Genomic DNA, 13,886 nt, shown 5'->3' with positions numbered 1-13,886 from the left:
TAAGATATGTCAGATAAAACAATTGCATTCATAGGCACAGGTAATATGAGCTACGCCATTATTGGCGGCATGGTAAAAAAAGGATTTGCTGCATCGAGTATTATTGCAACAAATCGTAACCAAGAAAAACTCGCTAAGGTAGCAGCGGATTTCGGGGTTAAAACCACCGCAGATAATAACCAAGCACTGCGCGATGCCGATGTTATTGTGTTGTCTGTAAAGCCGCAAATGATGGGTGATTTATGTCAATCATTTCAAGATTCGGGTATCGACTTTAGCGATAAGCTATTTATTTCTGTCGCCGCAGGCTTAACGGTTAAGCGGTTACGTGAAATGCTCGGACAAGACGTTAAGATGGTACGTTGTATGCCAAATACCCCGTCTTTATTAGGGCGCGGTGTATCAGGTTTATTTGGTGCTGGCGAAACCGAGCAAGAACACACTTTTGTGCAACAAGTATTTGAATGTACAGGTATTGCGGTATGGGTTGAGCAAGAGTCACAAATTAACGATGTTATTGCTGTTACGGGGTCATCACCGGCTTACTTTTTCTTATTTATGGAAGCCATAGAAGAAAAAGCCAAAGCACTTGGCTTTAGCGGTGAAGACGCACGTCGCTTAGTACAGCAAACAGCATTAGGTGCAGCTGAAATGGCACTATCTCAGCCTGAGATTAGTATTTCACAATTGCGTGCTAATGTGACATCAAAAGGTGGCACCACGCATGCAGCCGTTGAACATTTAAAAGCACACGGTCTGACTAACACTGTCGCCGATGCAATGGATGCCTGTATTGCTCGCGCAGAGCAAATGGAACAAGAACTTTAAAAGCACTTTGCTGCTTTTAGCCCTATTTATGTTTAAGGTTTTTAATTAAGGTACGTTATGAACGCCATGCAATTTTTAATAAGCACACTATTCGATCTATTTTTAATGGTCGTATTAATGCGCTTTTGGCTACAAGCCGCCAAGGCTGATTTTTACAATCCGTTGAGTCAGTTTGTGGTCAAAGCTACTTCATTTGCTGTTAATCCACTGCGTAAAATTATTCCAGGGTTAGGTGGTCTAGACTTAGCTTCGTTATTACTGGCGTTCATTGTCGCTGCTGCAAAAACTACTGCGCTGATATTTTTAGTAGGCGCGACATGGGAAGTTGGATTTGTACTGTTAGATGCGCTAGAAACGGTGATTAAAGAAGGCTTAAACTTGTTGTTTTGGGTATTAGTTATTCGCGCGTTATTAAGCTGGGTAAGCCAAGGCAACAATCCAGTAGAAGCGGTATTTCAGCAGCTAACTGAACCAATGTTAAGACCTATTCGTAAAGTGTTACCGCCACTGGGCGGCTTAGATCTATCAATTTTAGTGTTGATTATCGCGCTGCAATTTGCCCAGTTTCTGTTTATGGATTTAGTCGGCTAACCTTATCATTAACACAGAGGCCTACTAGGCCTCTTTTTTTAAGAGTCATTTATGAAAAAGCTCGCAAGTATTTTATTTTTTGCACTGGCAGGCATTACCTTTAGTGCTCACAGTGAACAAATGCAAGGCGCACAATACAAAGAACTCGGTCCATGGCAAGTACATTACATTGCATTTCCGTCAACCTTTATTCAACCACAAATAGCTAAAACCTATGGCCTAGAACGTAGTGGTTATAAGGGCATTGTAAATATTTCAATCCTTAAAAAAGATACCGATGCCACAGCGCAAACCGCCATTCTTAAAGGCACTGCTAAAAACCTACTTGGTAATAAGCAAACCTTAGATTTCAAAGAAGTCATCGAAGGCGATGCAATTTATTACCTCGCGCAAGTTGATTTTACTAACGAAGAAATTCTGCGCTTTGAAATTGAAATACAACAAGGTAATCAATTTCAAAAGCTGCAGTTCCAGCAAAAATTTTACGTAGATTAATTCATGAAAAAAACTTTAGTGTTAGCCACTGGCAATCCGGGTAAGGTCAACGAGTTGGCGCAAATGCTAAACCCGCTTGAAATAAACGTTGTGCCACAAAGCGATTTTAATGTGCCAGAAGTAGCAGAAACAGGCACCACCTTTGTTGAAAACGCTATTATCAAAGCTCGCCATGCTGCAAAAATAACTGGGCTACCAGCTATTGCTGACGACTCAGGATTGGAGGTTGATGGCCTTAACGGCGCCCCTGGCGTTTACTCAGCTCGCTATGCAGGAGAAGGCGCTAGCGATCAAGATAATATTGATAAATTATTAAGCGAACTTGCTGACAACCCAAACCGCAGTGCGCGCTTTTGGTGTGTGCTGGTATTAATGCGTCATGCTGATGACCCTACCCCACTGATTTGCAGTGCGAGCTGGGAAGGTCAAATTACCTTAGCCCAAAACGGCCAAGGTGGTTTTGGTTACGACCCTATTTTTTATGTGCCAGAACTTGAATGCACCAGTGCGCAACTGACTAAACAGCAAAAAAATGCAGTTAGCCATCGTGGTCAGGCGTTACAACGTTTATTGTCTGAGCTTAAGCTCAAAGGCGGCCTGTGAATTTACCACCATTAAGTTTATATGTGCACGTCCCTTGGTGTGTGCAAAAGTGCCCGTATTGTGATTTTAATAGTCACGGTCAAAAAGGTGAGCTCCCTGAAAAGGAATATGTGCAGCATTTAATTGATGATTTAAAAACCGATCTGCACTTAGTGCAAGGACGTAAAATTCATTCAATCTTTATCGGTGGTGGCACGCCTAGCTTATTAACCGGTGAGGCCTACGTTAATTTATTAACGGCGGTGGATTCATTAATTGGCCTAAGTGAAAACTGCGAGATCACCTTAGAAGCCAACCCCGGTACGGTTGAAACAGGCCGCTTTAAAGACTATGTGGCAGCTGGCATTAATCGTATTTCGATTGGTGTGCAAAGCATGCAAGACGACAAGCTCAAAGCGTTGGGGCGTATTCACGGTGCCGATGAAGCCATATATGCCGCAGAGCAAGCTCATGAAGCAGGTTTAAATAGCTTTAATCTTGATTTAATGCATGGCTTACCGGGGCAATCTGTTGCTGATGCGCTGAGCGACTTGAAAAAAGTCATCGCCCTTAATCCGCCACATATTTCGTGGTATCAGTTAACGATTGAGGCCAATACCCAATTTGCCTCTAAACCGCCAACGTTACCGGCCGATGACACCTTATGGGATATTCAAGAGCAAGGCCAAGCCTTACTTACTGAGGCAGGTTATCAGCAATATGAAATTTCCGGCTATGCAAAACCTGGCTACCAATGTCAACACAACCTAAATTATTGGCGCTTTGGCGATTATTTAGGCATTGGTTGTGGTGCCCATGGTAAGGTAACCGATGCTAAAACAGGCATCATTACCCGCACTGAGAAAGTAAAACATCCTCGCGGTTATATGGATTTAGCTAAGCCCTATTTATTTAAACAGTGGCCAGTTGAACAGCACGACTTACCGTTTGAATTCTTTATGAATCGCTTACGGTTATTTGAAGCCTGCCCAATTAGTGACTTTACAGCCTTAACTCAGTTACCGCTGCAAAGCCAAGCTGATGCGCTGCAACAAGCCATTGCCAAGGGTTTGCTTAAGCAAACGGATAGTCACTGGCAGGTAAGCCAAAAAGGTCATCGTTTTTTAAATGACCTGCTAGAATTGTTTGTGTAATAACGACCCAAACTTTACTAACAAATACACACTAATAATAATTAATAACCTTCAATGGTTTCTAACAACAAAAGGGAAAACATGCGTAAACTAACCTTTATCGCCGCCGCAGTGAGTATTGCACTGCTAGGTGGTTGCCAGCAAACACCAGAGCAACAAAGCACGCCAACTGTACAAGCACAACCTGTACAAAGCGAAATAGACAAAGCGAATGCGTTCTTCGAAGATACTTTTAACCGTGATGTGATGAGCAGCCCTGTTTATCAAACATACATGGGTATCAAACAAGACTACGACAAATGGGATGACGGTAGCGAAGCGCGCGTACTGAAAGATCATCAACAAACAAAAGATGATTTAGTGGTATTAAACGCTATTAACCGCGAACTCCTAGATGACACCACAAAAGTTAGTTATGACCTTAAAAAGCAAGACCTTGAAAACAGCATTGCTGATTTTAAATGGCGCTATCATAACTACCCAGTGAACCAAATGTTTGGTACTCACTCGATGATCCCGGCCTTTTTAATCAACCAACACCAGATTTCTGATGTTACCGATGCCAAAGCCTATATCTCGCGTTTAAATGGCGTAACCACGGTTATTGATCAACTGATCACCGATTTAGAAGTACGTGCTGATAAAGGCATTATCGCTCCTAAATTTGTATTCCCACATGTGATTGATTCAAGCAAAAATATCATTCACGGTGCGCCATTTGAACAAGGTGATGATTCCACCTTACTTGCCGACTTTAAACGTAAAGTTGCTAAGCTTGAAATTGCTCAAGCTGATAAAGACGCATTGATCAGCGATGCTGAGAAAGCCCTTAAAGCGGCTGTAAAACCTTCTTACTCTAAGTTGATTAATTATTTAGCACAGCTTGAAAAACGTGCTGATGATCGTGATGGTGCTTGGAAATTCCCTGATGGCGAAGCGTTTTACAACAACGCATTAGCGCGCACTACTACTACTGATTTAACGGCTAAAGAAATCCACACCATCGGTTTAGCTGAAGTATCTCGTATTCATGACGAAATGCGCCAAATCAAAGAAAAAGTTGGCTTTAAAGGCGATTTAAAAGCCTTTATGCAGTTTATGAAAACCGATAAGCAATTTTACTTACCTAATACTGAAGCAGGTAAGCAGCAATACCTTGACGAAGCCACGGCACTTATTAACACCATGAAATCACGCTTGGATGAGCTATTCATTGTTAAGCCTAAAGCCGACATGATTGTTAAGCGTGTTGAAGCATTCCGTGAAAAAGCGGCTGGTAAAGCATTCTACCAACAGCCTGCACCAGATGGTTCACGCCCGGGTGTTTACTACGCTAACCTTTACGACATGGAAGCAATGCCAACGTATCAAATGGAAGCGCTGGCTTATCACGAGGGTATTCCAGGTCACCACATGCAAATTGCAATTTCGCAAGAGCTTGAAGGCGTGCCTAAGTTCCGTAAATTCGGTGGCTACACAGCCTATATCGAAGGTTGGGGCTTGTACTCAGAGTTATTACCAAAAGAAATGGGCATGTATGCAGACCCTTATTCTGACTTTGGCCGTCTATCGATGGAACTATGGCGTGCATGTCGCTTAGTGGTTGATACTGGTATCCACGAAATGAAGTGGACTCGCCAACAGGGTATTGATTACTACGTAAATAACACGCCAAACGCGACGTCTGACGGCGTTAAAATGGTTGAACGTCACATTGTAATGCCTTCGCAAGCAACTGCTTACAAAGTAGGTATGCTGAAGATTTTAGAACTTCGTGAAGCTGCCAAGGTTAAACTAGGCGATAAGTTTGATATTCGCCAATTCCACGATGTAGTACTTAAAAATGGCGCAGTGCCACTAAACGTACTTGAAAACTTTGTTGATGAATGGGTTGCAAGCAAACTAGCAGCTTAAGCATCCTTACTTTATAACATATACAAAGGCCGTATCTACGGCCTTTTTTATTGCCTGAAAGATAGATAAACACTTGACCAACAAGTGCTTTACGCTAGGATAAAGCAATTGATATACACGTAACGTATAGGATTAACAATGGATACATGTATCAGTCAACTAAATCAACAGATGCAGCAGCATCAGTTGCAAGCCATTGTTGATAGCTTTGCCAGTTTATCTTCAATACAACAAGCCATGCAGTTACAGCACTTATATAGCAGTGCGCAACGCATGAGTGTAAAATATACTTATCTGCAAAATATCGCCACACGCATATTAACTCAACACTCTCTACCAACAGCCATCATCAGTCAGCTAAATAATACCGAACAATTAAGTTTTTTTACCCCTGGTCTCAAGTTCAATCATGGTTTTACACAACAAAACCAACAGCAGCAAAATGTATTGCACCGCTTATTTAGCGAGTGTAGTGAGGCTAATTTACCGTTTAATTATGTACGTTCACTGATGCTATTTGAAAGTAACGAAAACTTGCTGCAAGCATTAGCGCAAGTTAATGATATCGGGCTGACCCCAGTTGCTAGTTACATTGCAAACAACCCAGCTCAACACAGCTTACCAAAGCATGAATTTTCGGCCTTGCTGGCATTAATGGAAGTTGAGTTTAAACAAAATCAGGGCAATATAAACACTGCCGCATTCTTAAAAGCCTTACTCACGTTATCTCAAACAAGCCCAGAAAAGCCACTCAGTGACTATAAAATACTGCTCAGTGGCGCTTACTTACGCTGTAAAACAGAACAAGTTGAGCGCTACCTTGTACAACATAAATAAAATTAATCAGATAAATAATATTCAACGCTGGTTACAACTCGCACTTTTTTTATCTGCGGAGTGTTTGAATCTCGGTCGATTATACTAAACTGCCCTTGTCTTGCGGTGCGAATTTTACCTAGTTTTGACTGTGAGTCCTTGGCAAATTTTAATGCCACTTCGCGAGCTTTTTCGGTTGCTTCTTGCACCATTGCTGGTTTTATATCGTTTAGCCCAGAGAACAAATATTCAATGCGGGTTTCATAGTTATCTTGCACAATCGCAATACCTTGTTTGGCTAGCTGGCCCACCTTAGTTAAGGCGTTTTGCACTTTATCAGGCTGCTGCGAATACACGGTAATATTTGCGCGAGCAATATAGCGAAACTGTTGATTATCAGCGCCATATTCGCGCGCTTGTTTATCAACAATTGATTGCCTACCTTGGCTGATCTCTTGTTCATCAAAGCCATGCAGTTTTAAAAAAGCGATCACTGCGGCATTTTTCTGCTCAACCCGTTCAACTAACTTTTCGAGGTTATTGTCCGCATCACTAAATTGTACCGGCCAGATCACTGTATCAGCAGTTACTTCACGCTCTGCTAATCCTTTAACCTCAACCGTGCGTTCCATATTTTTTACATCAAGCGCTGCTGATTTTAAAATCCATCCGCAGCCAAGTATAGCGACACTCAATACAGCTGCGCCAAGCAACTGGTAATATCCATTTGGCTTATTCATTTAGGTTCCTTTGATAATTATCAATGTTAAGTTGGTTTGATGCTCGAAAAATCAACTTAAACAGGTTACATTGAGCATATACCCAAACCACCTCAAGATGCGAGCGTCGTTAGCAAAAAGATTCTATTGCATCGTCGTGCTAAAAAACAAATAACCCGCAAGGAAAGACCATGAGTGTAAAACGCATTAGTCAGTTTTTCAATCCGACTTCGGTTGCCGTGATTGGTGCATCGAATAACGTTTCCCGAGCAGGATTTGTAGTAATGCGCAACTTATTACAAGGCGGATTTAACGGCCCTATCATGCCAGTAAGCCCGACTAATAGCGCCGTACATGGCGTGTTGGCCTACCCGTCTATTGCGGCGCTACCGAAAATACCGGACCTTGCAGTTATTTGTACGAACAAACACACTCTACTTAATATCATTGCAGAGCTGGGAGAGTTTGGCTGTAAAAATGCGATTGTGATCGCAGCCGGACTCAATCATGAACAAAAAACAGCACTGCAAGAAGCCGCTAAACATGCCAAAGTATCGTTACTTGGCCCTAATTGTTTGGGTTTATTGATCCCCCATATTGGCCTCAATGCGAGTTTTTCTCACACTATCGCAAGCCCTGGTAAATTAGCGTTTATTTCACAGTCAGCTGCTGTGTGCTCCACTATTTTAGATTGGGCAAAACATAAAGAAATTGGCTTTTCATACTTTGTCTCTGTGGGAGATTGTTTAGATATCGACTTTGCTGAACTACTCGACTTTTTAGGTCGCGATGCAAAAACGAAGGCTATTTTGCTGTACATTGACAACATTGAGAATATCCGCAGCTTTATTTCAGCTGCTCGTGCCGCTGCGTTTAGTAAACCGGTGATCGCCATTAAAACCGGTAAAACAGCGGCTGGAGCACTTGCTGCCGAAATTCACACTGGCGGCAAGCAAAGTTCAGATGCGGTGTATGACGCCCTCTTCCAACGCGCAGGTATGTTACGGGTAAATGATTTAACTGAACTGTTTGCTGCTACACAAACACTGGCCATGCATCCTAAATTATTAAAGGTGGAACAACTCACCATTTTAACCAATGGCGGCGGCCCCGGCGTAATGGCCGTTGATAGCTTATTACAAAGTTCTGGTAAGCTGACACAATTGAGTGAAGAAACCCGTGCGGCGCTCAATAAAGTGATCCCACAGTCGGATATGACCTCTAATCCGGTGGACATTTTTGGTGACTCAGTTCCGGCACGCTACCAACAAGCACTGGAAATTTTATTGCATGCTAAGGAAGTAAAAAATCTACTCATCATACATACGCCATCGGCCCTTGCGCCAAGTGAAGACTATGCATTAATTATCGCTGAAACGTTGAATAAACTACCGAAAATGGCGCGTCCTTATGTGATCACAAATTTTATGGGCGAAGATGCCGCCTATGCCGCCCGTCGTGTATGTAGCAACTACGGCATTCCTACTTATCGCACCCCAGAGGGCGCAGTTCGTGCCTTTATGCACTTAGTAAGTTATCGCCGTAATCAAAAACATTTAACCCAAACTCCAGAGTCAAACACAGATGACGCTAAAATCAATAAACACGCAGCAAAAGCGCTCGTGAATGAGTTTTTAGCAGAGCAGCAAAGCTATCTATCCACCCATCAAGCCAGCCAAATACTCGCTCACTATGGCGTTGAATGTATTCAAACCGAGGTCGCATACACGCCGACAGAAGCAAAAGAGCAAGCCATAGAGCTAGGCTTTCCTGTGGCACTGAAACTGATCAGCCCTAGCATTCCATCTAAATCAGAAGTCGGTGGTGTAGTACTTAATCTCAATGACGCACAAGAAGTTGAGCAAACCGCTTTTGCAATGTTATTAAGAATAAGAAACACCTACCCTGATGCGATTATTGAAGGTTTTTCGCTACAAAAAATGGCTCCCAGAGCGGGGGCCAATGAACTACGCATTGCCGTAAAAACTGAGTCTAATTTTGGTCCTGTAATACTTCTAGGAGAAGCCGGCACAGGTCTAGAGTTTGCTCAAGCAGCGGTTGCTTTACCACCTTTGAATATGAACTTAGCAAAATATTTAATTGCTGCGGCGCATGATAAAGGCGTGCTTAAAGATCGCATTTTGCCTGAGAAAGTTGATAAGTATCGCCTGTGTGCATTGCTTACGCGAATTTCACAACTGGTAATTGATCAACCCGATATAACTTCGCTTGAGTTAAATCCTATTTTAGCCAGTAATGGCCAGTTTTTGGTGCTTGATGCCACCATGACCCTGAGTCACTACCAAGTACAATCACATCGTAAACGCTTATCTATTCGCCCTTACCCAATTGAGCTGGTTAAACAAGTGACGCTTAAAAATAATACCCTTGCGACACTCAGACCAATAAAGCCAGAAGATGAACAGGCGCACCAAGAGTTTGATCAATCTCTCAGCAAAGAAGATCGCTACAAGCGCTTTTTTGGTGAGCTGCCGCAATTTAACCACGATCAACTCGCTAAAATGACGCAAATTGACTACGATCGTGAAATGGCGTTTATTATCACTCAAGACAACGCCACGCTTGGCGTCTCTCGGGTGTTAATGGACCCAGATAAAGTGCATGCCGAATTTGCTATAGTAGTACGCTCAAACTGCCAAGGCCTTGGCTTAGGTGGCTTATTAATGCGCGCCGCTATTGAGTATTGTCAAAGCCAAGGCGTACAATTTATTGAGGGTATCACCCTGCCGGAAAATACCGGAATGATTGAATTAGCCCGAAAACTAGGCTTTAAGATCAGCCGCGACTTTGAAGAAGGCAGTATAAACATGGTACTGAAGTTATAAGGGACTATAGTTGAAAGTAACGAGCTGGAAACACTGGCCTAATATCGACTTAGATGCTGACTTACTAGCAAAGTCAGTTATTAGATACCAAGATATTCATGATCATTGCTTTATAAAACTGAGCTGTAATAGTAATAGTGTATGTAGCGCATTTGGCATTAAACGGCACTTCAAACATAACCCATTAGGAACAGTTGAAAAAAACAGCTACCCCCATAGTTTATCAGCTTTGTTAGATGATAAAAAAAGCCCTAAAGGATTAAACGATTGTCCGCAACTACTCATAAATATTGAAGCACATAAACGTGTTAGCGAGCACTTTAGCAATGAGAATAAACTGTGTTTTGCAACGGTTTACTCTCCGCTTTATCATTTAAATTCAATGCTTGCGGGTACATTAACTGCAGCCGAGTTAGAGCGCGCACCTTACAAAAAGATGTTATCTTTATTAAGTGATATAACAGCACAATATATTGAAGCTTTACTATTAATTAAAAATGTTAGAATTTACTACTGCAGCTTTCATGCTTGTGGTGCATTTTGCAGTTATCAGCAATTTAAAACACTTGTAGCGCCTTATGATGAACAATGCATAGCGCAGTTAACACATCAAAACCACCTTCTTCACTATCATTGCAGTTCTTCCATTTATTTTGATTACCTAGATAGTAACAGGTTCTCTTTACTATCAATTGATGACTGCCACGATGTGGTATCTATAAAAGCTTTGCTCACTAGCTTCCCTGATATTACATTTGTAGGGCTATTGGATAAATTATTATTACCGCGCCCACTTAAAACGGAAGAAATTGAACAATTTTTATTAAACTGCCGCCGCAACTTAGACCTTAATAGAGTCATTATTGCCCCAAGCTGCACTCTACCTGTAAGCATTAAAAACAATACATTATTAATAACATGTTCTATTGTGAAAGAACTGTGATTTTTATTTATATCTACGGAAAATAATCAATTGAGCATAATACATACAGAGTTAATAAAAGGCATTGAGTTATACCAAAAAAACCAATACCAATTAGCGCAGGCAAAATTTAAATATGTACTGAGCAAAGACCACTCATCTTTGATTGCACATCGTTATTTGACCGAAATAGCACTGATAGAGGGCACAGCAAAAAATCACATAGCGCCATTAATAGCTTGCATGGCAGCACACCCAGCTTCAAGTGAGCTTAGTTATACCTTAGGTATGTGCTACCAACAAGCACGTGAGCTTCCCTTAGCGGTTGCACAATATCGCCATGCATTAGAGATGTTTTTAGACACTCCACCCATCCATAGCTACAAACAACAACCAAAAGTTGAATTCGATACCAAAATACATGAGGCCTTGCTATGGAAAACCCTTGCCCTTTTACGCCAAGAAAACATTAAATCCTTTGCCACAGCAGGTAGCTTATTGGGCATCATACGCGAAGGTGCAATTCTCCCTTTTGATAAAGATATTGATATTGGAGTTGATTGGGGGCAAATGGAGCAGGCTATTACACTTTTAAAAAGCCAAGGCTGGCATGAACATATGCGCTCTTATGACTTAATTAACCCACGATGCTTTGCTCACCCAGATGGAGTGACCTTGGACATTTGTGGCTTTGGTGTTGATATCGCCAACCAACAAACTATTTGTGGGCTTTGGATGAGTGATATTCCCTTTGAGTGGAATAGAATTACACAATATCCAACCTTAAATTTAGTAGAAAAAACAACTCCCTTTGGCAACGTATGGCATCTAGCACAACCTGAACTGATATTAAGTGCGCTTTATGGAGATTGGCAAACACCCGACCCTCTTTTTGATACTATTTTATGCGCAAAAAATATTCGCTCATTCTCGTTATTAACACAGTGCTTTGTGTATTCAAGGCTTTATAAGTTATGCTTAATGAGTGAATGGGGGAAATTAAAACACATATTAAACCAACTTACTTTTTTTGATAATAACGACGAATTAATAAAAAAATTAACCGATAAAGCCGAAAGTATGCCTACATGACTCTAAACTCACAAATACATAGCTTAAATTCAGATAATAAAAGCAGTCATAATACGCGCTGTTTGGCTCTTGGTGTATTTGACTTATTTCATATTGGTCATTTAAATTATTTAAAATTTGCTAAAGCACAAGGAAGCGAACTGTTTGTTGCGGTTGCGTCAGATGACTTATGCTTTGAAAATAAAAATACGTTTCCGATCATTAATCAGCATGAAAGAATGGCGATTATAAGCGCACTGGCGATCGTGGATCACGTTGCCTTAGTGCCAAGTCCAATAGTAAAGACTCAGAGCACTTGTAAATGGATACAAGCATGGGGAGTCAATAAGGTGGTTGTTGGCGGGCAATGGCAAAATAGTGAGCGCTGGAATGAAGCCGCTGATGCATTACAAGCGTGCGATATTGATGTCATGTTTGCACCACAAACACCTAATATTTCGAGCTCGGGTATTAAGAAAAAAATAATCACATCTTATTCCGATAGTTTGTAATGCACGTTTTAATTCTACATTACAAGTTTTTACCGCTTATATGCACACTCAATACGACAATGTACAATCTGACATAACCATATTTATAGCCTTTGAATAGTCGCTATAAGCTAAACTCTAAACCAGTATTATTTTTAAAAGAACACGGATTTAATTTGAATAATTTACGTAAACGCACAGCGCTATTTTTTGAAGGTAATGGGGAGTACCGTAAGACTGGTCATTACATCGATATATTTCTAATATCGCTGATAATGATTAATGTGATTGCAATTGTGCTTGAATCCGTGGTCAGTTTGGCTCAGCAATATAAGTATGAATTTTTAATACTTGAGCTTGTCTCGGTTAGTATTTTTGCCATCGAGTATTTACTTCGCCTTTGGTCATGCGTAGAACGTGCCGAGTACAAAAGTCTAGACTGTGGTAATTTTCAACGCCGTTTAAAATATTTACTCTCTCCTTTAGCCTTAATTGATCTCATGGCAATCCTGCCCACGCTCTTAATGATGTTTATCACCTTTGATTTACGTTTTTTAAGAGTGCTCAGACTCCTACGTGTTTTTAAGCTCACTCGTTACTCACGAGCAATGCAGCTACTTTTACAATCATTTCGTGATGAAAGCAGTTCGCTTTTGGCCGCATTCTTTATAATGGCAGTGGTGCTAATTTTAGCTTCCTGCGGAATTTATTTAATTGAACACGATATACAACCGGATAAATTTGGCTCCATTCCTGCGGCAATGTGGTGGGCAATGGCAACGCTGACCACTGTAGGTTATGGTGACGTTGTGCCAGTAACACCGCTAGGGCGTTTTTTTGGCGGCGTGATCACGTTACTGAGTATGGGAATGGTAGCAATACCCACCGGCTTATTAGCTTCGAGTTTCTCTGAACAGCTACGTAAGCGTAGGATCATGTTTAGTGATGCGGTGCATGAATGTCTGCATGATGGCGAGCTAGATGGCAAACTAGATGATGCGCAACTGGAGCATCTAGAGAATTTGCGCTGTAAGCTTGGTTTAAGTAAGCAAGAAGCAAACAAAGCAATTAAGTCTCAACTTAGTGCACGCACTAAAAACCTTTATTGTCGTCACTGCGGTGAACGCCAAGACTAGATATAGCTTCTAGTTAAAATTTCAACTGTTTAGGGCATCAACACCGCGATTGGTTTAATTGTAGTGTTGAGTCTCAAAAACGTTATGACTCAGCAAATAAAACCCAAGCTATAAAAAAGAAGAAAGCAAAGAAGACCATACCTTTTATATAGCCAGTATTTCGAACTTTAAGCCAAAATTCTCTTTGAGTTTTTTGCTCCGTATGACTGAGCAAATAATCACAATGCGGGCACCTGTTTCCTAAGTACATAATCAAATTACAATTAGGACATCTCGCTGATGGCTTAAATTCGGACATATCCATAATAGTAGGCTTCTCAG

General features: G+C 41.3%; 13 protein-coding genes. 12 read left to right on the top strand and 1 reads right to left on the bottom strand.

Features of this window, described 5'->3' with window-relative positions; translation table 11 throughout:
• Window positions 1-6: 6 nt before the first annotated feature.
• The 7 genes from proC to H5183_RS07390 all read left to right on the top strand — a co-directional run bounded on the left by proC (window position 7) and on the right by H5183_RS07390 (window position 6,401).
• Window positions 7-828: a pyrroline-5-carboxylate reductase gene (gene proC, locus H5183_RS07420; RefSeq protein ID WP_182731342.1), complete on the top strand. Its 822-nt coding sequence runs from the start codon at window positions 7-9 to the stop codon at window positions 826-828.
• A gap of 57 nt (window positions 829-885) precedes the next feature.
• Window positions 886-1,419 carry a YggT family protein gene (locus H5183_RS07415; RefSeq protein WP_145234925.1) on the top strand — a complete coding sequence of 178 codons (534 nt, stop codon included), beginning with the start codon at window positions 886-888 and terminating at the stop codon, window positions 1,417-1,419.
• 51 nt (window positions 1,420-1,470) lie between these two features.
• Window positions 1,471-1,914 (top strand): DUF4426 domain-containing protein, encoded by a 444-nt coding sequence (locus tag H5183_RS07410; protein ID WP_145234922.1) that lies wholly within the window; start codon window positions 1,471-1,473, stop codon window positions 1,912-1,914.
• 3 nt (window positions 1,915-1,917) lie between these two features.
• Entirely contained in the window at window positions 1,918-2,517 is a 600-nt protein-coding gene (locus H5183_RS07405) for an XTP/dITP diphosphatase (RefSeq protein WP_145234920.1), read from the top strand.
• On the top strand, window positions 2,514-3,650 hold the full coding sequence (gene hemW / locus H5183_RS07400; protein ID WP_182731341.1) for a radical SAM family heme chaperone HemW: 1,137 nt from the start codon (window positions 2,514-2,516) through the stop codon (window positions 3,648-3,650). Before H5183_RS07405 ends, hemW begins: the two co-directional genes overlap by 4 nt.
• A gap of 81 nt (window positions 3,651-3,731) precedes the next feature.
• Window positions 3,732-5,564, top strand: a complete 1,833-nt coding sequence (locus tag H5183_RS07395; protein ID WP_182731340.1) for a DUF885 family protein — start codon at window positions 3,732-3,734, stop codon at window positions 5,562-5,564.
• A gap of 138 nt (window positions 5,565-5,702) precedes the next feature.
• Complete coding sequence (locus tag H5183_RS07390) at window positions 5,703-6,401, top strand: hypothetical protein (protein WP_182731339.1); 699 nt, start codon at window positions 5,703-5,705, stop codon at window positions 6,399-6,401.
• A 2-nt stretch (window positions 6,402-6,403) separates the two neighbouring features.
• On the opposite strand, the gene H5183_RS07385 is transcribed toward H5183_RS07390, so the two are convergent.
• Window positions 6,404-7,120: an SIMPL domain-containing protein gene (locus tag H5183_RS07385; protein WP_182731338.1), complete on the bottom strand. Its 717-nt coding sequence runs from the start codon at window positions 7,118-7,120 to the stop codon at window positions 6,404-6,406.
• Between the two features lie 170 nt (window positions 7,121-7,290).
• Between H5183_RS07385 and H5183_RS07380 the strand changes: the two genes are divergently transcribed.
• The 5 genes from H5183_RS07380 to H5183_RS07360 all read left to right on the top strand — a co-directional run bounded on the left by H5183_RS07380 (window position 7,291) and on the right by H5183_RS07360 (window position 13,565).
• The gene (locus tag H5183_RS07380; RefSeq protein WP_182731337.1) at window positions 7,291-9,945 is read left to right on the top strand and encodes a bifunctional acetate--CoA ligase family protein/GNAT family N-acetyltransferase; all 2,655 of its coding nucleotides are present in this window, start codon (window positions 7,291-7,293) and stop codon (window positions 9,943-9,945) included.
• A gap of 10 nt (window positions 9,946-9,955) precedes the next feature.
• On the top strand, window positions 9,956-10,888 hold the full coding sequence (locus H5183_RS07375; RefSeq protein ID WP_182731336.1) for a uroporphyrinogen decarboxylase family protein: 933 nt from the start codon (window positions 9,956-9,958) through the stop codon (window positions 10,886-10,888).
• Between the two features lie 30 nt (window positions 10,889-10,918).
• Window positions 10,919-11,959 carry a M48 family metallopeptidase gene (locus H5183_RS07370; protein ID WP_182731335.1) on the top strand — a complete coding sequence of 347 codons (1,041 nt, stop codon included), beginning with the start codon at window positions 10,919-10,921 and terminating at the stop codon, window positions 11,957-11,959.
• Window positions 11,956-12,450, top strand: a complete 495-nt coding sequence (locus tag H5183_RS07365) for an adenylyltransferase/cytidyltransferase family protein (protein ID WP_182731334.1) — start codon at window positions 11,956-11,958, stop codon at window positions 12,448-12,450. Before H5183_RS07370 ends, H5183_RS07365 begins: the two co-directional genes overlap by 4 nt.
• A gap of 155 nt (window positions 12,451-12,605) precedes the next feature.
• Window positions 12,606-13,565, top strand: coding sequence for an ion transporter (locus H5183_RS07360; RefSeq protein WP_145234904.1), 960 nt, complete (start codon window positions 12,606-12,608; stop codon window positions 13,563-13,565).
• Window positions 13,566-13,886: the final 321 nt, after the last annotated feature.

The sequence above is a fragment of the Pseudoalteromonas sp. SR44-8 genome (assembly GCF_014163635.1).
Classification (GTDB): Bacteria; Pseudomonadota; Gammaproteobacteria; order Enterobacterales; family Alteromonadaceae; genus Pseudoalteromonas; species Pseudoalteromonas rhizosphaerae.
This window is presented reverse-complemented; position numbering and strand designations above follow the sequence as displayed.

What these genes read in the sequence shown, in the direction of transcription:
- H5183_RS07365 (WP_182731334.1), top strand. Translation starts at nt 11,956, where the DNA reads ATGACTCTAAACTCACAAATACATAGCTTAAATTCAGATAATAAAAGC.
- H5183_RS07380 (WP_182731337.1), top strand. Translation starts at nt 7,291, where the DNA reads ATGAGTGTAAAACGCATTAGTCAGTTTTTCAATCCGACTTCGGTTGCC.
- H5183_RS07405 (WP_145234920.1), top strand. Translation starts at nt 1,918, where the DNA reads ATGAAAAAAACTTTAGTGTTAGCCACTGGCAATCCGGGTAAGGTCAAC.
- H5183_RS07410 (WP_145234922.1), top strand. Translation starts at nt 1,471, where the DNA reads ATGAAAAAGCTCGCAAGTATTTTATTTTTTGCACTGGCAGGCATTACC.
- H5183_RS07385 (WP_182731338.1), bottom strand. Translation starts at nt 7,120, where the DNA reads ATGAATAAGCCAAATGGATATTACCAGTTGCTTGGCGCAGCTGTATTG.
- H5183_RS07415 (WP_145234925.1), top strand. Translation starts at nt 886, where the DNA reads ATGAACGCCATGCAATTTTTAATAAGCACACTATTCGATCTATTTTTA.
- H5183_RS07390 (WP_182731339.1), top strand. Translation starts at nt 5,703, where the DNA reads ATGGATACATGTATCAGTCAACTAAATCAACAGATGCAGCAGCATCAG.
- H5183_RS07395 (WP_182731340.1), top strand. Translation starts at nt 3,732, where the DNA reads ATGCGTAAACTAACCTTTATCGCCGCCGCAGTGAGTATTGCACTGCTA.
- proC (WP_182731342.1), top strand. Translation starts at nt 7, where the DNA reads ATGTCAGATAAAACAATTGCATTCATAGGCACAGGTAATATGAGCTAC.